This is a genomic window from Staphylococcus chromogenes (assembly GCF_029024625.1).
Classification (GTDB): Bacteria; Bacillota; Bacilli; order Staphylococcales; family Staphylococcaceae; genus Staphylococcus; species Staphylococcus chromogenes.
The window spans coordinates 1,388,943-1,411,234 of sequence record NZ_CP118953.1 but is presented as its reverse complement, the minus strand read 5'-3'; the positions used below and the strand labels follow the sequence as shown (position 1 = coordinate 1,411,234).

At 36.2% G+C, this 22,292-nt stretch carries 28 protein-coding genes and 2 pseudogenes; all 30 read left to right on the top strand.

The genetic code is table 11. The features are described 5' to 3' along the window. Positions 1-12: 12 nt before the first annotated feature. The 30 genes and pseudogenes from PYW36_RS06945 (at position 13) to PYW36_RS06800 (ending at position 22,290) form a co-directional block, all read left to right on the top strand. Complete coding sequence (locus PYW36_RS06945) at positions 13-2,331, top strand: phage/plasmid primase, P4 family (protein WP_103158827.1); 2,319 nt, start codon at positions 13-15, stop codon at positions 2,329-2,331. 278 nt (positions 2,332-2,609) lie between these two features. Next, a complete protein-coding gene (locus PYW36_RS06940) occupies positions 2,610-2,918 on the top strand; it encodes a VRR-NUC domain-containing protein (RefSeq protein WP_103158826.1) in 309 nt (102 codons plus the stop codon). A 1-nt stretch (position 2,919) separates the two neighbouring features. Continuing rightward, on the top strand, positions 2,920-3,339 hold the full coding sequence (locus tag PYW36_RS06935; RefSeq protein WP_103158825.1) for a hypothetical protein: 420 nt from the start codon (positions 2,920-2,922) through the stop codon (positions 3,337-3,339). Continuing rightward, a complete protein-coding gene (locus PYW36_RS06930; RefSeq protein WP_103158824.1) occupies positions 3,336-3,746 on the top strand; it encodes a DUF3310 domain-containing protein in 411 nt (136 codons plus the stop codon). The genes PYW36_RS06935 and PYW36_RS06930 overlap by 4 nt, the downstream gene beginning before the upstream one ends. Further along, positions 3,743-4,231, top strand: a complete 489-nt coding sequence (locus tag PYW36_RS06925) for a nucleoside 2-deoxyribosyltransferase (protein ID WP_103158823.1) — start codon at positions 3,743-3,745, stop codon at positions 4,229-4,231. The genes PYW36_RS06930 and PYW36_RS06925 overlap by 4 nt, the downstream gene beginning before the upstream one ends. Before the next feature lie 51 nt (positions 4,232-4,282). Beyond that, a complete protein-coding gene (locus PYW36_RS06920; RefSeq protein WP_103158822.1) occupies positions 4,283-4,480 on the top strand; it encodes a hypothetical protein in 198 nt (65 codons plus the stop codon). Beyond that, the gene (locus tag PYW36_RS06915) at positions 4,467-4,871 is read left to right on the top strand and encodes a hypothetical protein (RefSeq protein ID WP_103158821.1); all 405 of its coding nucleotides are present in this window, start codon (positions 4,467-4,469) and stop codon (positions 4,869-4,871) included. The genes PYW36_RS06920 and PYW36_RS06915 overlap by 14 nt, the downstream gene beginning before the upstream one ends. Then, complete coding sequence (locus PYW36_RS06910; RefSeq protein WP_209289910.1) at positions 4,868-5,185, top strand: hypothetical protein; 318 nt, start codon at positions 4,868-4,870, stop codon at positions 5,183-5,185. The genes PYW36_RS06915 and PYW36_RS06910 overlap by 4 nt, the downstream gene beginning before the upstream one ends. 103 nt (positions 5,186-5,288) lie before the next feature. Beyond that, positions 5,289-5,537, top strand: coding sequence for a hypothetical protein (locus PYW36_RS06905; RefSeq protein WP_103158820.1), 249 nt, complete (start codon positions 5,289-5,291; stop codon positions 5,535-5,537). Continuing rightward, positions 5,538-5,837 carry a MazG-like family protein gene (locus tag PYW36_RS06900; protein WP_103158819.1) on the top strand — a complete coding sequence of 100 codons (300 nt, stop codon included), beginning with the start codon at positions 5,538-5,540 and terminating at the stop codon, positions 5,835-5,837. It begins immediately after the preceding gene. A 136-nt stretch (positions 5,838-5,973) separates the two neighbouring features. Further along, complete coding sequence (locus PYW36_RS06895) at positions 5,974-6,129, top strand: hypothetical protein (protein WP_172458444.1); 156 nt, start codon at positions 5,974-5,976, stop codon at positions 6,127-6,129. Between the two features lie 10 nt (positions 6,130-6,139). Next, entirely contained in the window at positions 6,140-6,535 is a 396-nt protein-coding gene (locus tag PYW36_RS06890) for a hypothetical protein (RefSeq protein ID WP_103158818.1), read from the top strand. 182 nt (positions 6,536-6,717) lie between these two features. Then, positions 6,718-7,080: a hypothetical protein gene (locus tag PYW36_RS06885; RefSeq protein ID WP_103158817.1), complete on the top strand. Its 363-nt coding sequence runs from the start codon at positions 6,718-6,720 to the stop codon at positions 7,078-7,080. Positions 7,081-7,084: 4 nt separating this feature from the next. Beyond that, a pseudogene (locus PYW36_RS11310) lies at positions 7,085-7,432 on the top strand (HNH endonuclease); the annotation flags it as partial. A 112-nt stretch (positions 7,433-7,544) separates the two neighbouring features. After that, on the top strand, positions 7,545-8,015 hold the full coding sequence (locus PYW36_RS06875; protein ID WP_103158815.1) for a phage terminase small subunit P27 family: 471 nt from the start codon (positions 7,545-7,547) through the stop codon (positions 8,013-8,015). Then, on the top strand, positions 8,015-9,718 hold the full coding sequence (locus PYW36_RS06870; RefSeq protein ID WP_103158814.1) for a terminase large subunit: 1,704 nt from the start codon (positions 8,015-8,017) through the stop codon (positions 9,716-9,718). The genes PYW36_RS06875 and PYW36_RS06870 overlap by 1 nt, the downstream gene beginning before the upstream one ends. A gap of 13 nt (positions 9,719-9,731) precedes the next feature. Further along, on the top strand, positions 9,732-9,929 hold the full coding sequence (locus tag PYW36_RS06865) for a hypothetical protein (protein ID WP_103158813.1): 198 nt from the start codon (positions 9,732-9,734) through the stop codon (positions 9,927-9,929). A 4-nt stretch (positions 9,930-9,933) separates the two neighbouring features. Further along, positions 9,934-11,187, top strand: coding sequence for a phage portal protein (locus PYW36_RS06860; protein WP_172458443.1), 1,254 nt, complete (start codon positions 9,934-9,936; stop codon positions 11,185-11,187). Continuing rightward, positions 11,171-11,770: an HK97 family phage prohead protease gene (locus PYW36_RS06855; protein WP_103158812.1), complete on the top strand. Its 600-nt coding sequence runs from the start codon at positions 11,171-11,173 to the stop codon at positions 11,768-11,770. Before PYW36_RS06860 ends, PYW36_RS06855 begins: the two co-directional genes overlap by 17 nt. Positions 11,771-11,840: 70 nt before the next feature. Continuing rightward, positions 11,841-13,118, top strand: a complete 1,278-nt coding sequence (locus PYW36_RS06850) for a phage major capsid protein (RefSeq protein ID WP_103158811.1) — start codon at positions 11,841-11,843, stop codon at positions 13,116-13,118. A 16-nt stretch (positions 13,119-13,134) separates the two neighbouring features. Then, the gene (locus PYW36_RS06845) at positions 13,135-13,293 is read left to right on the top strand and encodes a hypothetical protein (protein ID WP_172458442.1); all 159 of its coding nucleotides are present in this window, start codon (positions 13,135-13,137) and stop codon (positions 13,291-13,293) included. Between the two features lie 9 nt (positions 13,294-13,302). After that, on the top strand, positions 13,303-13,593 hold the full coding sequence (locus PYW36_RS06840) for a head-tail connector protein (RefSeq protein WP_103158810.1): 291 nt from the start codon (positions 13,303-13,305) through the stop codon (positions 13,591-13,593). Then, on the top strand, positions 13,574-13,906 hold the full coding sequence (locus tag PYW36_RS06835; RefSeq protein WP_103158809.1) for a phage head completion protein: 333 nt from the start codon (positions 13,574-13,576) through the stop codon (positions 13,904-13,906). Before PYW36_RS06840 ends, PYW36_RS06835 begins: the two co-directional genes overlap by 20 nt. Continuing rightward, entirely contained in the window at positions 13,906-14,283 is a 378-nt protein-coding gene (locus tag PYW36_RS06830) for an HK97-gp10 family putative phage morphogenesis protein (RefSeq protein WP_103158808.1), read from the top strand. Before PYW36_RS06835 ends, PYW36_RS06830 begins: the two co-directional genes overlap by 1 nt. Then, on the top strand, positions 14,280-14,642 hold the full coding sequence (locus tag PYW36_RS06825) for a DUF806 family protein (protein ID WP_103158807.1): 363 nt from the start codon (positions 14,280-14,282) through the stop codon (positions 14,640-14,642). The genes PYW36_RS06830 and PYW36_RS06825 overlap by 4 nt, the downstream gene beginning before the upstream one ends. 11 nt (positions 14,643-14,653) lie before the next feature. Then, positions 14,654-15,271, top strand: a pseudogene (locus PYW36_RS06820) (major tail protein); the annotation flags it as partial. 207 nt (positions 15,272-15,478) lie between these two features. Then, the gene (locus PYW36_RS06815) at positions 15,479-15,925 is read left to right on the top strand and encodes a hypothetical protein (RefSeq protein ID WP_103158805.1); all 447 of its coding nucleotides are present in this window, start codon (positions 15,479-15,481) and stop codon (positions 15,923-15,925) included. Between the two features lie 41 nt (positions 15,926-15,966). Beyond that, positions 15,967-16,110, top strand: a complete 144-nt coding sequence (gene gpGT, locus PYW36_RS06810; RefSeq protein WP_172458441.1) for a phage tail assembly chaperone GT — start codon at positions 15,967-15,969, stop codon at positions 16,108-16,110. 25 nt (positions 16,111-16,135) lie between these two features. Further along, positions 16,136-20,797 carry a phage tail tape measure protein gene (locus PYW36_RS06805; RefSeq protein WP_103158804.1) on the top strand — a complete coding sequence of 1,554 codons (4,662 nt, stop codon included), beginning with the start codon at positions 16,136-16,138 and terminating at the stop codon, positions 20,795-20,797. Further along, positions 20,797-22,290 carry a phage distal tail protein gene (locus tag PYW36_RS06800; RefSeq protein ID WP_103158803.1) on the top strand — a complete coding sequence of 498 codons (1,494 nt, stop codon included), beginning with the start codon at positions 20,797-20,799 and terminating at the stop codon, positions 22,288-22,290. The genes PYW36_RS06805 and PYW36_RS06800 overlap by 1 nt, the downstream gene beginning before the upstream one ends. Positions 22,291-22,292 lie beyond the last annotated feature (2 nt).

Below are 22,292 nucleotides of genomic sequence, written 5' to 3'. Positions count from 1 at the left end.
AGGAGGGTTATTATGTACGACAAGATCCCTTATGAGTTACAAGAATTGGATCATTGGTGTTGTTTCAAAATAGAACAGGGTACAAACGGACGTAAGACAAAACGTCCGTATAACCCTCTAACCAATGAATTAGCAAAGTCGAATGATGAATCAACGTGGGTGTCTTTTGAAGATGCTGCAAGTTTATCAGTCAATTATGACGGAGTAGGATTTTTCTTTAAAGAACCTTATATAGGTGTGGATTTAGATGACGTAAGTCAAGAGATTACTGAATATTTAGAAAACGATGATTCGGACAACATTATTTCGGAGTTTATAGATGTGCTTGAAACATATGCAGAAATTAGTCCGTCAGGAAATGGAATCCATTTAATTCTTAAAGGTGAATTGCCACCTAAAGGACGCAGACGTGGAAACGTCGAGATTTATGACAAAGGTCGTTTCTTTACGATGACTGGTAATAATATCGGTGGTTATCAAGGTATTGCAGAAGATGAAATGAATAAACTCTCATATCTGCATAGTAAGTATATTTTAAAGCCTGATACTGAAAAGAAAGTCATTAATACGAGCAAAGGTTTTGGTAATGATTTATCCGCAGACCAAATTATTGATATTGCTAAAAAGTCAAAGAATGGACTACGTTTTACCACATTATTTGAGGGAGACTGGTCACAGTTCTATAGCTCACAGTCAGAAGCAGACTTAGCTTTCTGTAATGATTTAGCGTTTTGGACTGCACGTGATCCACATAAAATGGATGAAATATTTAGAAAGTCAGTACTATATCGTGATAAATGGGATAACACACATGGCGATGACACATATGGCAATCAAACTATCAGTAAGGCTATTGATGGTTGTCAGAACGAGTTCATACCTGAAGTGTCGCCGGATAATGACTTTCAAATATATGTTATGGACCAAGACGTAAAACCTGCTAAAAAGAATAAACGCTATTCGTACGATGACACTGGAAATGCAGAAAGACTGAAAGATAAATTCGGAGACTTTATTCGTTACAACTATACCGCTAAAAAATGGATGTACTACGACGGTAAACGTTGGAAAGTAGACGATTCAGGAAAGATGAAGACACTTGTAGATAAGATAGTGGCAAGCCTTAAAGATGAAAAAATAGCAGCTGAACATTACGAAGGTTACAAAGAAGAAGAAATTAAAAAGTTTAGAACGAGACACTGGAAAGATTCACGTAATCACAATAAAAAAGAAAACATGATGAAAGAATGCCAGCATTTACTACCTATTCACAACCACAATTTCGATACAGATTTTTCCCTATTTAATACACAAAACGGTTACATCAATTTAAACAATGGTGAGTTATTAGACCATGATAAAAATAAATATTTTACTAAAATATCCAATATTGAATATACAGATAAAGCGGATTGTCCGAAGTGGGAGCAATTTTTAGATGATATTTTTCTAGGAAATCAAGAGTTGATTAAATTTATTCAACGTTGCATCGGCTACTCGCTATCAGGATATACCACAGAGCAAGTTTTGTTCGTTTTATATGGTAACGGTCGTAATGGTAAATCAGTATTCTTAGATGTCATTAATGAAGTGTTTGGAGACTACTCAACGAATATTCAACCACAGGTGATTATGACATCGAAGTTAGGTAACAACGGTGGTCCTACGCCTGAATTGGCAAAGTTAGATGGAGCGAGATTTGTTACCACAACAGAACCTAATGAGGGCGACAGATTCGACGAAGGATTGTTAAAACAGATTACCGGTGGTGACAGAATATCTGCTCGTAAATTACATGAGAACAGTTTCGAATTTACACCACAATTAAAACTGTGGATGGCAACTAACCATAAACCATATGTACGTGGTACTGATGAAGGGATTTGGAGACGATTTGTAATTATTCCATTTGCTAAACAAATACCGCTTCATGAAGTAGATCGTGAGTTGCCTCAAAAGTTAAAAGAAGAACTGCCTGCAATCATTAAGTGGTGTGTTGATGGTTACCTTGAATGGCAACGTATCGGATTATCCGAACCCGCAATTGTAAAAGAGCAGAGAGATGAGTACAGAGCGGAAATGGACCCTATAGAAATGTTTTTAGAAGAATGTTGTGTCAGAAAAAATGAGATGACACGTATTAAAAGTAGTGTGTTATTTCAGGCTTACGATGATTGGGCGAAAGAAAATAATCAATACAGAATGACAAATACTAAATTTGGAATAGAAATGAAGAAAAAGCTAAAGTGGTTAACTTCAAATGGCGTTCATTATTTAGGAGTTGAATTACTAAAAGAACATAATCCTAATTATTTCAAATTGAAGATGTAAGGGTTTAGGAGGAGTTTTGGAGGGGGTTAAACAAAACCCTTCCAGTCCGAAAGACTTGATATATCAATACTTATACTACTTTTTATTACTTATTAGTAATAGTTGGAATAGTTATATAGAAAAGTAATAACTAATAAAAAGATATAGGTTTATATAGTAAAAAACTTCAAAAAGGGTTCCACCCTTATAAAAGTCATCCAATCCTTTGGGAGAGTAGGAACGAACCCTTACACATAACCCTTGTAAGGTATTCCAAGTTTAATTTTATGGAGGTTTAAATGACCGAACAAGATATTCAGAACTTAATTCGAATAGCTGCATCTAAAGAGAACGTAATCTTTAGAGCTAACGTAGGAAAAGTTAGAACACAAGACGGTAGATATTTTGATACAGGATTGCCTAAAGGTTTTAGTGATCTATTCGGATTTAGAAAAGATGGACAGATATTTTTTATAGAAGTTAAAAAGCCTGGTGGTCGTGTTCGTGATGACCAATACAAATTTATAGATGTGGTCAAACAAAACGGGGCATTGGCAGGCATAGCATACAGTGTGGAAGACGCATTAAAAATTATAGAAGGTGATTAATATGCATACATTAGCTTTACATCGTAATGGAGAGAAACCGACAATAACGTCTCATGATGAATTTGAGAAATCGAAAATGGAGCAAGCGTATCAAAGATATAAATCGAAAAGAAAAGAGAAACCATGGTTAACTACAGTACCACAATCGGTTAAGCCTAGCAGGGCCTACTATGATTTATGCAGATTTGCCCGCGTACCAGTGAAGCAGAAAGAAATTAAACGTTATGCTGCTAAACCGAAAGAAAAGAAATTACCGAAAATTCCAGGTGATCATTCTCGTGAGTTTATTATTAACGGTTACGTAGTCTCAGTAAGACAGTTAGCTAAGTTGTTGAACATGCGTTACGAAGTTGTGAATAGCAGATTGCGTAACGGTGCAACACCTGAAGAATTAATGGAGAAAAAGGGTGTGAAGTTATGAAAATTCAAGATTTAAAACTGGGCGACAAAGTCATGGCATATGTGGATTATAAACACAAAACTGATGGCATTAACGCTTATCCAATACAAGGTTATGTAAGGGAAATGCCGAATGACAAGCGATGGGCAAAGCTTCACTGCGCTCATGGGATTGAAACGATAACTGATGAAGATGATTTTGAATTATATGAGAATAAACGTCCTAATCATTACGGAAATGGCAAAACAGATTTAATTGATTACTGGTGCCAGCGTTATAATCCTGATGAGCTTAGGGGCGCATTTAAGTCACAAATTAGTAAGTATATTGATCGTTTAGGCTATAAAGACGATGAAGTGAAGGAACTGAATAAGATTATCGATTATGCGACACGTTATCGTGATTTCTTGCAGGAGGACAAGCGATGAAACAAATATATTTAGGCGGTGGCATGTTAGATCTAGGTGACCAAATGCGACGTGCATATGAGAAAGCAGAACTTACTAAACTAGGTTACGAAGTTTATGCGCCGCAAGATGATAAAGATATTAATGATAAAGACAATGCAAATCAAGATAATTTAGCAGAACGAATTGTGGATAACGACACGCTAGGTATGACGACAAGTCAAATACTAATATTCGATTACTTACCACACAATCAAGGTACAATTTGCGAAATGGGATTTGTACAGTATATGCTTAAAGATTTATCAAGATTAAGTACGCCTATTTATGCAATGCCTAAAGTATATGTCCAATGTACAGATGTTAGACAAGGTACAGGACATATTTCGAAAGAACAGGACAGACAAGAGTTTTCGATTAATCAATATGTGTATGGCGTAATTTTAGAAATTACAGAGGGCAGAGGGATTCAGACATTCGATGAGATACTGGAAGATTTAAAGTGATGAATCTATTTATTCGTGGTTAGATCGTGTGGAGAAAAGAGGGCGTGACACATGGAATTAACGGCAATCAAACGTGTTAACTACATTTACGACTGTGCAGGCAAGACGCCGACGCAGGTACAGAATGAGTTGAGTGTAAAAGGCATTAGGGGCTTTGTCGTCAATGTAAATAAAGACAAAGTCACGATGTTGATAGAAAAGCAGTACAGTAAATCTAATTTGGAGGTTATGCGGAATGGTAAAGATTAAAACGAAAAAGGAAATGACGCTACCTGAACTTATTGAGTGGGCTTGGGAGAATGGGATAAAAAATGAAAGTTTTCTAGCCAGTCGAGGAGGGCGTGTATATTTTGATGAAGATAGTTGGATTGGTGTTGATGAGTCTACTTTGGTAGAGCCTGAAGATATTTTCACAGTAGAAACTGAAGAAGAAATCGACGAAGATACTATAATACCAACCCTTATTGAGTTGTTTGTAAGTGATTACGGTCAAATCATGCATATGTATTTTAGTGAGTCTATTAACGGCGCTATAGGCGATGTTGATGATGACGCAAAGGCGTTGTCAAAAGCCTTTTATATATTGAATGACGACTATACGATGACGCTAATATGGCGCGAGGGGGAATTTGTAGAATGAAAGGTCTTATCGAATTTGAACACGTACGACTAAAAAAAGAACGTGACGCATACAAAGCGGAACGAGACACACTCATCGAAGATATTACCCGTTTACGTGCAGAACGTGATGAATACAGACGAAAACTAGACGATGTGGTGGATTTATTCACTCGCCACATCAATTATAAGCTATCAGTTAGTCACAACACGTGGTACATCAACTTGCGACATAAACTAGATGAGGTGCTTAAGAATGACACTAGATTGAGTCATGAATTAACTGTACGTGGGTTAGTTAAGGAAGGCAGTAAATGGAATGAGGGGGACAAGTAAATGTTAAAACTTCCATTAATAGATACTAAATTTAGAATGCATTAACAAAGAGTAATGAAGAGTAAATGAAGAGTAAATGAAGAGTAACGAGGAGGACGAGTGAATGACTGCATGGACGCTTATACTTACTTTTGTTGTTTGTGTATTGACGGAACATTTCCTCCATCATCGACTCAACAACAAGTACGTAGGTAGGATTTGTAGTTTGGTTTTTATGTTGATTGTGATGGTGCTATTCATCTCGGTTACTAAGTTTGAAGGAATAAAAGGATTAGCTTTTGTCACGGCAATTTTTATTGTAAATGTGTTATACGAAATTAGAACACTTAATCTTACAAAGGAGGACAAATAAATGGATAAATTAATCAAACAAGTAGAACAGTGGAGTATTGATAAAGGATTACACAATGGAAACACTGACAGACAAGCGCTGAAAGTGTGGGAGGAATCAGGAGAAATTGCAAAAGCTATGTCACGTAACCGTATAGAGGAATTAAAAGACGGTATAGGCGACACAGTAGTTACATTAATAATTTTGGCACAACAACACGGCTGGACATTAGAGGAGTGTTTACAATATGCGTATGACGAGATTAAAGACAGAACAGGCGAAACAAGAAATGGAACATTCATCAAATCCGACGACTTGTAGTAAAGATATACTGCAAATTGTTAAAGACATATTAAACAAGGAGTGATCATATGAAAGTTATTTTACACACACTGGTAACGATTCTGATTTATGAGGGTGCTAAGGCACTAATGAATGATATGCTGGGGGATAAGTAATGCACATATTAGTTATATTACTATCACTATTATCAATCGCACTACTGACACGTAATTATTACTTAACTAAGTATATAGATGAATTGGAATACACAATGTTGACATTAGCACGTCGGGTACTTTCTGAAGATAACATTGACAAACTTATTAAGTAGGAGGTAACGAATGTACACACCATCTGAAGTTAAACAATTAATAATGGATTATCACTGGATGCGTCGACTTATTGACCATCAGGTTTATGAATATGACAGTACATCTATTGGACAGTATGGTATTGAATCAGCAATGCCTAAAGCACAGGGTGGTACTGGAGACAAAGTACTGGTACGTGTCATACGTAATGATAAGGATAGACGTAAGACACAAGACTTAATCGACAAGGTATCGTTCATCGATGAGCACGAGCATCTTATTACTAATGATAAGAACTATCACATTTTGCAATTACTCAAACAAGGTGAGAGTTTCTCTCGAATAGAAGTATTGATGATGATGAGTAGAAAGAATATATACAATAGGTTAAATGACATCGTGAGTGTGTATATGAATCAACAATAGTTAAGGGTATAAATTACACACATTACACAGATTACACACTTTACACAGTGTTAGGTTTATCTTACTTTATTTATTATAATCAACTTAGGAACAATAACGTTCTAGTCATACTATATATACATCCCTTAGTCCTTAAGGCACTGCACCCCCATTTGCAGTGTCTTTTTATTATGAGGTGAACTATGGAATTAAATAAGTATCAATCCATGAAACAACCCACTGACTACAATAAACATCTACTGTCATTAGTATCTGTGGCAGGTCAGTTGGTAGATAACGATGACAATGAAACAGTAACGATGTTACTAGGTGATGCGCTAGAACATATTACATGTATGGCATCGCTTAATAATGTAACGCTAGATACAGTGGCAGGACTTAATGTGAATACGTATCAACCTGACTTACACAAGGTTATTAATAAAGGTGATGCAGTTACTTTCAACAAAGACAAGTACATTGTGCATGACATCATTGGTAATCAAGTACTGATTGCAAACCAAACTAAAGATATTGTGGTCGACATCAAAGACATAGGAAGGTGATTGGATGGCAGTAATGAGACGATGCAATCATCCTACATGCAATGCACTTATATCATTTAATCAGTCATACTGTGATAAGCATAAACCATATGTAAACGATAAATATAATGATGTGAGACGTCGGAATGCCCCTGAATACTTACGTTTTTATAAGTCTAGGCAGTGGCAGAGAATGCGTGAAATTGTGTTGATGGAGAATGATTATATTTGTAGATCGTGTGGACGACAAGCACAAATGGTTGACCATATTATCCCGACGAAAGTTGATTGGTCAAAACGATTGGAAAAAGAAAACTTACAGCCATTGTGTTACGAATGTCACAATCAAAAAACGAAAAGAGAGCAAAAGGAAGTCCCCCACATCAAAGAACGGGGGGCAGTGAGGAAGGCGACGAAGAACGAGGCGCACTCTTCTTCTCAAAGATTTCCCTTTTTTTAAACATTTTTAGTAGGAGGTGCTAATTTTGGCAGGCAGACCGAAAAAATTATTATTAAATTCGAATAAAAATTATACAAAAGAAGAAATAATTGAAAAAGAGCGTCAAGAAGCGGAATTAAATAAATTTTCAAAGATTGACGCAACCCCACCTGATTTTTTAGACGAAATCGCAAAAGAAGAATACAAACGTATCATCCCACATATGCAAGAATTGCCTATATCTAAATTAGACACTGGTCAAATTGCACAATATTGTAGCTTTTACAGTGATTTTGTTAAAGCTAGTGTCATATTAGAACAAGAGGACATAATGATTGTGGATGATAAAGGCAATCAGAAAGTAAACCCGGCATTTAACGTAAAGGAGAAAGCCGGTATACGTATGCAACAAACGGCTAACACATTAGGTTTAACAATTGATAGTCGATTGCGTATTATCGTACCTGATGAAAAAGAAGATGATGATCCATTCAAACAATTTGCGAGTGACGAATAATGATTGATTATGCAACACTTTACGCCGAAAAGGTTGTAAGTGGCGACATACTCGTTAGTAAAAAGAATTACGCAGTAGCTAAACGTCACTTAAATGATTTAAAGAATCCCCCTGACGGTTGTTATTGGGACGTTGAGAAAGCAAATAAAGCAATTAAATTTATAGAGATGTTGCCTGACCCTAAAACGAACGAACCTATGCCATTAATGTTATTTCAAAAGTTTATTGTTGGTAGCATTTACGGTTGGCGTCGTGATGGAGGTTTTAGACGATTTACTAAATGCTATGTAAGTATGGCGAGGAAACAAGGTAAATCGCTAGTAGTGTCTGGGATGTCGCTAAATGAATTGTTATTTGGTCAATATCCGAAATACAACCGACAAATATATGTATCATCATCAACTTATAAACAAGCTAAAACAATATTTAAGATGGCAAGTCAACAAATAAGGTTGTTGCGTGAGAAAAGTAATTTAATACGTAAATCGACGGAAGTACGTAAAACAGACCTTGCCCATACAACGTCAGAGAGCGTTTTTGAACCACTTTCTAATAATCCGGAAGCAGTTGATGGTAAAGACCCAACTGTGGCTATACTGGACGAGTTAGCAAGCATGCCAGACGATGAAATGTATTCAAGATTTAAAACTGGTATGACGTTGCAAAAGAACCCTCTCACTCTCTTGATTTCGACGGCAGGCGACAATTTGAATAGTCAGATGTATCAAGAGTATAAATACATTACTAAAATATTATCGGGCGAAGTTAAAGCGGATAATTACTTTGTTTATTGCGCTGAAATGGATTCTGAAGATGAAGTAAATGATGAATCACTGTGGATTAAAGCAATGCCGTTACTGGAATCGGACGAACATAGAGATACGATACTACGTAACATTAAATCAGACATTCAAGACGAATTAGAAAAAGGTACATCATTTCATAAGATTTTGATTAAAAACTTCAACCTTTGGCAAGCGAATAAGGAAGATAGTTTAATCAATATTAATGAGTGGGAATCAATCGAGGTTAAGCGTGAAGATTATAACTTATACGGCAAAGATGTTTATATCGGTGTCGATTTATCACGACTTGACGACTTAACATCTGTAGGATTTATATTTCCGACAGATGACGGCGATATGTTAATCGATAGCCATTCGTTTATAGGATTAAGAACGGATTTAGAACAGAAGTCAAAGCGTGACAAGATAAACTATTCACAATTAATCAATTTAGGAGAAGCAGAAGTGACCACATCTGAAAGTGGCATGATTGATTATAAGCGGGTTATTGAGTATATCCTTGATATTGTGGATGAATATCAATTAAACGTTAAAGCGTTATGTTATGATCCATGGAATGCCCAATCTTTTATAACCACATTAGAGTCTATGATGATTGATTGGCAGATGATTGAAGTTGGTCAAAACTTTAGAAGTCTATCACAACCGATTAAAACGTTTAGAATGTGGGTTGCAGAAAAGACAATCAAACACTTTGGCAATAACTTACTAACTATAGCTGTTAACAATGCCGTATTAATTTATGACGGTGAGGACAACGTAAAAATTAATAAAAAGATGAATCGACAAAAGATTGACCCTATTATCTCTGTTATAACTGCATTCAGTGAAGCGAGCATGCATGAGTTTAGTGAAGATTGGTCGTCGATTTATGAAAGTGAAGAATTTGGCTTTTAAAGGTGGTGGGACGATGAAGTTAAATAAAATTTTAATACCGTTAAAATTACTGGTTGTTAACATTGTTAGCATCCTTTTTTTATTGGGTTTAATCGTAATGAATACCGCAACTTACTTAGCATTTGGCGTTGAGTTAGGACTTGCTAACACAGGTGCTTTTCTTGTGATTATTGCGTTAATTATTGATAACGAATCACGGGAGAGGAGGTGATTAAGTGGGTATTTTCTACCGAGATTTACAATACAACGAAGATGATTTGCAAATGATGGTGCAGACATTACCAGGCTTTCAAGGTACTAGTTTAAGGCAGTATACCGATGTGGAGGCTATTAAACATAGTGATATATTCACTGCAGTTATGATGATTGCGTCGGATTTAGCACGTATGCCGATTAGATTAAATGTTAACGGTCAGATTGATTATAGTAATAAGGTTGTTCATTTGTTAAACACACGACCAAATTCTCTATACAACGGCTACATTTTTAAATTAGTCGTGTTTGCCAGTGCTTTATTGACGTCGCATGGTTATGTTGAGATCACACGTGATAAATTAGGTAATCCGGTTAGTTTAACTTTCAGAAAAACTTCTGAAGTTGAATTGAAATCTGACAGAATGGCACGTCCATACTATCTACATGAACGTACAGATGATAACGGTCAATTTATTAGTCGGAATATTAAATATGAAGATATGTTAGACATTAAATTCTACTCGTTAGACGGCATTCATGGGTTATCTTTACTCGATACATTGAGTAGGACGATTGATTCTGATAACAATGGTAAAGACTTTTTAAATAACTTCTTACGCAATGGTACACATGCAGGCGGAATACTTAAGATGAAAGGCGTCTTAAACGATAAAAAAGCGAGAGACCGTGCGAGAAAGGAATTCCACAAAGCATTTAGTGGTACTAAACAAGCCGGTAAAGTGGTTGTGCTAGATGAATCGATGACATTTGACCAATTAGAAGTCGATACTGAAGTGTTAAAGCTCATTCGTGAGAATAAATCATCCACACGTGAGATTGCCGGAGTATTTGGCATACCGTTACACAAATTCGGTATCGAAACAACGAATATGAGCATTACAGACGCGAACCTGGACTATCTTTCAACGCTAAAACCTTACATTACATGCGTTTGTGCAGAGTTAAATTTCAAATTCAATGACGAATATACGGATAAAGTCTGTGAATTTAAATTTGATACTACTGAAATACGTGTGGTTGATGAAAAAACACAAGCTGAAATCGATAAAATCAATATCGATTCAGGTAAAACAAACATTGATGAAGTCCGTAAACGTGATGGCTTACCGCCTATTCCTGGTGGCTACGGTAGTATTCATCGTGTTGACCTCAACCACGTGAATATAGCGCTTGTTGATGAGTACCAAATGAATAAATCACGCGGCACTGACAACAAATTGAAAGGTGGTGAGGAAGATGGGCAAGGAAACTAGAGTCGGTAACATTACTGAAGTTCGTTCGAATGACGATAATGAAATGGTTATTGAGGGTTACGCTTTAAAATTTGATACATGGTCAGAAAATTTAGGTGGATTCAAAGAAACAATCTCAAGAAGTGCTTTAGAAAACACTGATTTATCTGATGTGCGTTGTTTGGTAGACCATGTACCATCACAAATTATCGGCAGAACGAAATCGGGGACGTTGGAGCTTGAAACTGATGATGTTGGTTTGAAATACCGTTGTAAATTACCAAATACAACATTTGCACGTGATTTATACGAAAATATGCGCGTGGGTAACATCAATCAATGCTCATTTGGTTTTATGCTCGATGAGCAAGGCGATGAAATGCGTTTTGACGAGAAAGAAAACATCTATAAACGTACTTTGAAAGCGATTCGTGAACTTACAGATGTATCCGTTGTAACTTATCCGGCATACAAAGATACTGATGTAAAACCAGCATTACGTAGTATTGAAAACATTGAAAATGAGGAGCGCAAAAAGGCGTTAGAGTTAAAACTCAAAAAACATTCTATTACAAATAAGCTTGGTGAAGTTGAACACCATTAACAAATACAACCATTGGACGTGCTTAAAAAGCGACGTCTATTTTTTATGCAAAAATTTAGGAGGAATTCAAATGAATAAAAAAGATATTTTACGTTCCGAAATTTCGGATTTAAAGCGTAGTGTTGATTTAAAAATTAAATACGCTACACGTGCATTGGACAATGATGAATTAGAGAAAGCAGAAACTTTAGAAAAGGAAATTGCTGATCTACGCACACAGATTAAAGAAAAAGAAGATGAATTAAAAAAGTTACAAGAAAAAGACCAACAAGAAGAAGGCAATTCTGATGAAACGGATGCACAACCAGTTGTGGTTGAATCTACACGTGCATATCGTCAAGCACCAAACTTAAACGAGTTAGGTATTTCAATTCAAGACACTAAAGTGACATCACAAGAAGTACGTGACTTCACTAATTATTTAGAGACACGTGAAGACATTAAAGGTGGTTCACTTAAAACTGATTCAGGATTTGTATTAATCCCTGAAGAAATTGTAACTGACATTCTTAAATTAAAAGAAGTAGAGTTTAACCTTGATAAATACGTCACTGTAAAACGTGTTACTAATGGTTCAGGTAAATACCCAGTTGTACGTCAATCAGAAGTTGCAGCTTTACCAGTTGTGGAAGAATTAGCAGAGAACCCTGAATTAGCGGTTAAACCTTTCTTCGAATTAGCTTATGACATTCAAACACGTCGTGGTTACTTCCGAATTTCTCGTGAAGCAATTGAAGATGCAAAAGTTAACGTGTTACAAGAATTAAAATTATGGATGGCGCGTACGATTGCAGCTACACGTAACAAAGCTATTTTAGATGTTATCACTAACGGTTCTACTGGATCTAAAACAACTGGATTTGAAAAAGAAGGCGCTAAATTAGAAGTTAAGAAAGCGAAGTCATTAGACGACCTTAAAGATGCAGTTAATTTAAATGTAAAACCAAATTACGAGCATAACGTTGCGATTGTATCTCAATCATTATTTGCAATGCTTGATAAATTAAAAGATAAGCAAGGTAACTACTTAATTCAACCTGATGTGAAAGAACCTACGCAAAAACGTTTATTAGGCGCTAAAGTTGAAATCTTGCCTGATGAATTATTAGGTACAGCAGGTCAAATGAAGATGATTATTGGTAACTTAAAAGACGCTATCGTGTTATTTGATCGTTCACAATATCAAGCTGGTTGGACTGACTACATGCACTTCGGTGAATGCTTAATGGTTGCGGTACGTCAAGATTGCCGAATCTTAGATTACAAAGCTGCAATTGTAGTAGATTTCGACAAAACAGAATTAGAGAAGAATCTCGAAGGTATTGCAGACGGTATTCAAGAAGTTTAATAAGGAGTGATTTATAGTGGCTAAATACAAAGTATTGACACAGTATAAAGATAAATCACTCGGTAAAGTACTTAATGTAAATGATGTGGTTGAAATGTCTGTAAGACGTGCAAATGAAGTCAATAAAAAAGGCAAACCACAAAACGGTATGTTACAACGTATTGATGTTAAGTAGGTGATAGCAGTGAGTGATTTACAGCTATTAAAAAAGCATTGCAAAATAGACCATAGTTCAGAAGACGATTTACTGGAAATGTACTACGAATGGGCAAAAGAAGATATAGCGAGTGCGGTTACTGATGATATGGCTTGGTTAGAGGAGCAAAGATTATTTAAGACTGCAGTATTCCCACTCACTGCTTATTACTTTGAAAATCGTTTGGCTTTTTCGGAAAGGAACCTTAACTATGCACCGCATATGGTATTAAGTGTTGTGCATAAGTTGCGTGATGCGTATGAAGTTCAATTCGAATAGGTTAAATGAACGAGTAACTTTTTGCCAAGATACCAGTAAATCAATCAATGGTCTTCCACAAAAGCCGATTACAGAAGAGTTATACAGTTGCTATGCATGTATTCAAGATGCAAGAGAATCAGATATGCAGACAAGTCTAACGACAGGTTCACAGTTCATTAAAACAATCATCATACGTGATCCAAGAGGAGATTATAAACCGAACAATAAACATTATGTAATCCATGACGGTGATAAATATCAAATCAAATACGTCAAAAAAGACTATGAAGATAAGTCTTATGTGCGTGTTTATTGCGAGGTGGTTTTCTAATGGGTGCAAAGATTGAGAAGAATAACATTGAACAAGGTTTGGTTAGAAAGCAGATAGAATTTAAGGCGTCACAGAATCGTGTGTTAAGAGCCGGTGCATTAGCACTTACACCTTTACTTAAACGTAACACGCCAGTCAGTGATAGAAAGCGACATGCTAAGGATAATATAGCAGTATCGAATATTAGAACTGACCGTGATTCAAGTGAAAAGTATGTCCTTATTGGATATACAAAAGGCTATTCACACCGGATACATGCAACGGAATTCGGCACTATGTATCAACGTCCACAATTGTGGATTACTAAAACAGAAAAAAGCGGTAGTAAGCTAGTATATAAAGCAATGCTAACCGCTATGAGAAGGGTGATGAAATGAATGTAACTGATGTGATTTACAAGAAACTCATCGCCGACAAACGTATTACGGTTGAGGATAACGTATTTAAATATGTGGTTCCTGAGAATTTTCACGAATCAACAAATCAACCAATTGTAAGGATTACCCCGTTACCGTATAACCCTGATGAATATGCAGACAACGAGGAATTCTCAAGAGAATTCGACTTCCAAATTGATATTTGGTGGTCATCAGATGAACCGCATGAGCAAGCAGAAGCGATTGTGGAGAATCTAAAGCAATTAAATTTTAAATCATATTACAGAGAACCGATGTACGAAGTTGAAACTCTAACTTTTAGAGAAATCATTCGTGCATCAGGTTCTCTATTATTTTAGGAGGATTATAAATGGAAAAATTAAAGTTAAACTTGCAACACTTTGCAGATAATACAGGTGTGTCAGGTATTGCCATTGGTGTTACTAACTTTTATTGGGCGCCGATTGAAAGTGATACAGATAAAGCGTGGAAGGTTAAATCAGGTCACCGTACTCGATTTTTAAAAGAAATCGAAGTTGACCGTCCACAAGAAGTTGAAGAAGAATACGGCGACAATATGGTTGCTGCAACTGCAGTATCGAATGGTAAATTATCAGTTAAAACAACATTCGTATCAATCCCACCTGAACAAAAAGCATTCTTAGCAGGTGCTAAAAAAGGTGCTAACGGCTTTAAATATGGTGCGAATGATATTCCACCTGATGTAGCGGTTGTATTTGAACGTACTAATCATGACGGCTCATCCGAATGGGTTGGTTTATTTAAAGGTAAATTCACTCGTCCAAACTTATCAGGTCAAACTAAACAAGATAAAGTTGAATTCCAAAATGACGAAGTGGAAGGTTCATTCGTTGACCGTTTATTTGACGAATCTTCACATGTAACTGGTTTCGATAAAAAAGGTACCACTACTGGACGTGACTATGTATTTACTGAAACTTTTGGTAAGACTTTTGATGAGTTTGTTCAAGATTTAGATCAAACTTTAACGTTAGATGAGGATACAAAAGCGATGCCGGGAAAGTCGATTAGTGAATCTGATTCGCCTGAACCAGGTTCACTAGCTGATAATCTATCAGGCATTGCCGATGGCATTCAAGAAGTATAAGCAAGAGGGGTATCCGACCCCTCTTTTATTTTTGCGCAAAAATAAAAATGAAGGTAGGAATTTATAATGGCAAGAACTTCAATCGAACTTATTACAGGTTACACAAAGACAGGTAAACCACAAACTAAAAAGTATTATGCAAAGCCTATGTTGTCACTTTTTGACACTATTCAAGGTTCAAAGTTGTCAACGCGTGTGACAAAAGTTTTTAAAGAACCTGATTTTGAAGAACTAACACAAGAAGAATTCGAAAAATTAAGCGTAACAGAGCAAAAAGAACATCAAGCAAAAGTAGATGAGTATCAAGAGCAAGTTGTTCAACAATTTGAAATCATTGAAGAAATCACTGCGTTTATTGCCGATGGTTTCGGTAATCAATTTACGTCTGAAGAATTACAAAAAGGTATTCCTGCAGGTTTTGAAGGTCTTACAAATTTAATTAATGTGCTAGAACAGCTCATTTCAGGAGATGTGGACGACACAAAAAAGTTCGTGACCGAGAAGAAGAAATAAATCCTGATGACTTAACGCCTGAGGGTAGATACAACAACTACATGAAAGTTGCAAAGCAATTAATCGATGAAGGCATGGACCCTGAGAAAGTGGCTAACATGCCAATTCATTTCTTTTTAGAAATTCTAAATTCAAGAGTTGAACACAAGAAAAAAGCAACAAGCTTTGCTCAAGTGTTCGGCTAATTTTTTGAAGAAAGGAGGAAACTAAATGGCAAATCCTATAGGTAATATGGTCATAAAAGTTGATTTAGACGGTTCGGGGTTTAATCGTGGTATTACTGGATTAAATCGACAAATGCGCATGGTTTCTCGTGAAATGAGCGCTAACCTTTCTAAATTTGGGCGTTATGATCAATCACTTGAGAAGTCTAAAGTGAAAGTCGATGGATTAACTAAACGACAACAAATTCAAGCTCAAAAAGTCAGAGAATTGAAAAATAATTATGACCAATTATCGAAAGAAACAGGAGAAAACAGCGCTAAAACACAAGCGGCTGCTGCTAAATACAATCAAGCCTATGCAGAGTTAAATAAATATGAACAAGAGTTGAATCAAGCAACGGCTGAAATGAAAGCTTTGGAGCGTCAACAACAAGTTTTAAACACGACTATGGGTAAGATTGGTAATAAATTTAGTGAGTTGGGACCACGCTTGCAAGAAATTGGCAGTAAAATGCAGTCTGTTGGGCGTAATATGAGTATGTATGTAAGTGCGCCGATTGTTGCCGGGTTTGGTGCAGCAGTTAAAAAAAGTATAGACTTTGACGACTCAATGCGTAAAGTTAAAGCGACTTCAGGTGCTACGGGAAGTGAATTCCAACAATTACGTGATAAGGCACTTGAAATGGGCGCTAAAACAAAATTTAGTGCCAGTGAATCCGCCGATGCATTAAACTACATGGCGCTTGCAGGTTGGGATACTAAAGATATGCTAGGTGGTATTGATGGTGTTATGCAGTTAGCTGCTGCATCGGGTGAAGATTTAGGACAAGTAAGTGACATTGTAACGGATAGTTTAACTGCATTTGGAATGAAAGCTAAAGATAGCGGTCACTTTGCAGATGTACTAGCGCAGACAAGCTCTAAAGCTAACACTGATGTACGTGGTTTAGGTGAGGCATTTAAATATGCAGCACCAGTTGCCGGGGCTTTAGGTTACACTGTGGAAGATACATCTATAGCAATTGGTTTGATGTCTAATGCAGGTATTAAAGGAGAAAAAGCCGGAACTGCACTACGTACAATGTTTACTAACTTATCTAGCCCGACTAAAGCAATGAAAGAAAAAATGGATGAATTAGGTATATCTATTACCGATAGTAGTGGCAATATGTTGCCGATGCGTGATGTTATGGATCAATTACGTGGGAAGTTTAAAGGTCTTTCTAAGGAACAACAAGCAAGTGCGGCGGCTACCATATTCGGCAAAGAAGCAATGAGTGGAGCGTTAGCTGTTATTAATGCATCTGATGAGGATTACAAAAAACTAACCAAGTCCATCGATAATTCAACAGGCGCTTCAAAGCGAATGTCAGATGAAATGGAAGGCGGAATCGGTGGTTCAATTCGTCAGATGAAATCGGCCATTGAATCCCTAGCAATTAGTATTGGCGATGTTATGGCGCCGTACATTAAAAAGCTAGCGGAATGGGTTTCTCATGCCGCAACTAAATTAAATGAAATGCCCAAAGGTACTCAAAAAGTAGTTGTAGGATTCGGTTTACTAGCGGCTGCAATAGGACCATTACTTATGGCTTTAGGCGTTATGGTATCTACTATAGGTAGTGCGATGACAGTGCTAGGACCATTGATGTTAGGGATACGTAACTTTACGATTGCTACAAAATTAGCAAACGGCGCAACAAAATTGTGGTCAGGAACACAAAAAATATGGAATGGTATAGTAACCACTTCAAAAGCTATAGCAGATGGATACAGGTATGCAGTTGCTAGATTATCCACATCACAAACAATAGCGGCGATAAAAACAAAACTTTCTGAGACTGCTATTAAAATATGGACTGCTACTACTAAAGCAGCATCAATTGCGTCAAAAGGTTTAGGTTTAGCAATTCGATTTATGACTGGTCCAATAGGACTCGTAATCACTGCAGTAGGATTATTAGTTGCTGCAATCATTCATTTGTGGAGGAATAATGAGATCTTCCGAAATAATGTCATAAAATTATGGAATGGTATTAAAAATGCACTATCAGTGATTTGGAACAGCATTAAATCATTTGGTATTGCCGTATGGAATGGCTTGAAAAATGGTGTAATGTTTATCATTCAAAATTGGTGGATGTTAATGAAAGCCTACTTCAATATGTGGAAGGTTGTAATTACTACAATTTTTAATGCCATAAAAAATACGGTAATAGGCGTTTGGAAAGTTATTAAGACTAGTACGTTATTTATTATAAATGCCTTGAAAACAGGTGCTACAGCTATTTTTAATGGTTTATTATTTGTAATTCGAAAAATATTATCTTTATATAAGCAAGCATTTTTAAATACTTGGAATGCTATCAAGTTTGTGGTGACTACAATTGCTAAATCCATAGCGAATACAGTTAGGAATAACTGGAATAATATTAAAAATTTTACGATATTCATATTTAAATCTGTCAAATCGTTCATAACAAATATTTGGAGTTCTATTAAATCCACAATATATAGATATGCAAGTAGTGCCTATCAATTGGTTAGGAGTATTTGGAATGCACTTAGTCGTTCTACACGTAATATTTTTTCGAATTTAAGAGCATGGATTACTAATACTTGGTCGAAAATTAAAAATAGTGTTACTCGTTTTGCTCGACTTTTATGGGACGGCGTGCGCAATACGTGGAATAATTTAAGTACTGGCACACGAAATATATTTAATAGAGTTAAAACTACTATTGTAAATATATGGGATTCTATTAAACGTTCAGTCACTGGTATTGCTAGTGCATTATGGCGTTCAGTCCGCAATACGTTTAACAACATGAAAAATGGGCTTGCGAATATTATTGGTAAAATCAAAAATCATATCGGTGGAATGGTTAGCGCCATTAAGAAAGGTTTGAATGGATTAATTGACGGTTTAAACTGGGTAGGTTCTAAATTAAGCTTGCCTAAAATACCTAAATTATCTACAGGGACGCAACGTATAAACCGACATATACGCACTACATCTGATGGTCGATTAAAACACGGCACTATGGCAGTTGTGGGAGATAAAGGTCCTGGTAACGGCATAGGTATTGATGGTCGTCGTGAATTAATTCAATACCCTAACGGACGTACCGCTTTAACTCCTGCGAAAGATACGACTACATTCTTACCTAAAGGGTCACGTGTAATAAGTGGCGGAGTGCGACAAAGCTTAGAAGAAGCAGAAGGTGCAGGTATGTATCCACGATTTAGTGTTGGTACTTGGTTTGGCAATGCTAAAGATTGGATTGGCGATAAAATGCAAGGTGTCGGTCGTGCCTTAGGCAATAGTGCTAAATGGCTTTCAGATAAAGTAGGCGACGTTATGGATTATATGGATAATCCAGGTAAACTATTCAACAAAGTAATGTCGCTTATGGGCGTAAACTTTTCTTCATTAACAAAAGGTATGGGTATCGTTGGAGAAATTACTCGAGCTGCTTTTAAGAAGATAAAAAAAGGTGCGATTGATTGGATAACTAATGGTTTTGAAGCACAAGCAGGAGACGGTTCTGTATTTGACGGATTTAAAATACTACAACGTTATTCTGCGCCTCCATATCCACCAAATCCTAATTATCCATTTAACGGAGGTGTGCATCACGGTATCGACTACGACACCCCAGTTGGCACACCTATTCGTACGCCTATGGGTGGACGTGTTAGAAGTTGGTACGATAATTATGGTGGTGGTAAAGCCATAACAGTACAACAAGGTAAGACATTCTTATGGTTTATGCATTTAAGTCAACAATTACGTAAAACTGGTGAACAAATTAAGGCCGGACAACTTATTGGTAAATCAGGTAATACAGGTTCTATGACAAATTACCGTCATTTACACTTCCAAGTTAACCAAGGTGGAGAAGCAAACCGTTATTCTGTAGAACCTCAAAGATGGTTACGTAAAAATGACAAAACAGGTGGCGGTAAAGGTTACCCTTCAGGTAGTGGTGCAGCATACGCAAGTCGAGTAATTAGACAAGCACAAAATATATTGGGTGGTCGTTACAAATCTAACTACATTCATGATGCAATGATGAGACTGGCTAAACGTGAATCTAATTACCAACCGAATGCGGTTAATAATTGGGATATAAATGCTCAACGTGGCACACCTTCAAAAGGTTTATTCCAAATGATTCAACCGACGTTTATGTCTAATGCTAAATCGGGTTATACAAACTTTAATAATCCGTTACATCAAGGTATATCTGCTTTGCGATATATTGTTAGAACATATGGTTGGGGTGGCTTTAATCGAGCTGCAGCTTATGCATATAAAACTGGCGGACTTGTCCACAATGGTTTATATCACTTAGGAGAAGATGGTTATCCTGAATGGATTATCCCTACAGACCCTAGTCGTGCAGATGACGCAGCTAAATTACTTGCTTTGGCTAGTAATGATATTAGTAAGAATAAACGACCTAAACACTTTAGTAATAATAGTGTAGGTAGCAACGGCGATAGTAATTTAGAGAAAAAGTTAGACACTATGATTGGTTTATTAATAAAACTTGTAGGATCTAACGAAGAAATTGCAAATAAAGATTACGAACCAGTGATTGATAACTTTGGTTTAGGTGATTTTATTAATAAAACCGTAGATAAAAGAGAACGTGACACATTACGTAAACAAAGATTTAATGCAGGAGGTGTATTTGCTTAATGAACGATACAGTAATAGTAAATGATAAAACGCTTCCGTGGTTATTTATTGAAAGAGGGTTTAAAATACCCTCTTTTAATTTTGAGGTAAAAACTGAAGAAGTGCCCGGTAGAAGTGGTTCAGTTTATCAAGGGCGAGAGTTGAAACAATACGAATTTGAATTACCAATGATCATCCATAATGACTATTTATCACATAGTGGTATAAAGTCACATGATGACATATTGAATGAGTTGGTTAAATTCTTTAACTACGATAAACAAGTTAAACTTCAATTTAAATCAAAAGAATGGTACTGGAACGCATATTTTGAAGGTCCAATCGAATTGTTAAGTAAAACTGAAAACCATATCAATGTGGTTAATTTGAAAGTCGTGTTAACTGACCCTTATAAGTATTCAACTGAAGGTAGCAAGAATACCGCAATTAGTGATTCAGTAAGTGTGGTTAATACAGGTACGGCAGACACACCAATAATTGTTGAGGCAAGGGCGTTAAAAGATGTACCGTATTTTATGATTGCTAAAAATGATGAAGAGTATTTTATGATAGGCGAAGATGATACTAATAAAACTGTAGAAAATTTATCGCCTACAGTTTTGACCGACGAATTAACAAGCTTCAATGGATGGAATACAGTTGGTTCTGGCACTCAATTGGTAGATAACATTGTTGGTGGTACGGTCTCGGGTAGTTTTAAAATCTGGGATAATGGCGAAAGCTTTGCTATAAAGGATGCTGGGACGGGTGTTGGTTATCATGGTCCGGCATCTAAAAAGACTTTTGATAGAAGCGTGCAAGATTTTAATTTAATAGTTAAGATGTATGTTAATCAAAGGACTATTAGTGCAGGCAAAGCCTTTAGTTATGTATACGATGAAAGTAATAAATTACAGTTTGTTATAGGTTTTATTAATCAATATAAATCTAAGAACGAAAGCAAAGTTGTTGTTTATGCATACAACGATTTAGAAGAACCAAAATTGATTTACGAGCATAAAACACACTATAGTATAAAGAAATTTAAAGCTATGGCAGTATATATTCAAGTTATTAGAACTGGGAAGCAATTTTTTATAAAATCTTGGAAATACGATGAACCATCTAAAGACAAACGCTCTACGCCTTTAGATGTTAATAGTTCGAAATACGTTGACCGTGGGGAAATGTTCCAAAAGAAAATCAGACACATAACTTTATTCTTAGGTGCTTATGCGGATTATCAAGAGTACTTAGAAATTAATTGGTTAGGTGTTTATTTGTACGAAAAGCTGCCTAAGAAAAAAGGTGTAGCAGATTATATTATAAAACGTGGTGATTTAGTGTATGTAGATACACAATCACATTCTATTACAATTGAAGGAATGCCCGCTTTAGATTTAAAAGATTTTGGAAGTGATTTTTTTAAAGTAAAGCCAGGGCATACTGAACTTGTTGTCCACCCTTTCAACAGCTTTGATACCACAGTGAAATGGCAAGACAGATACTTCTAGAA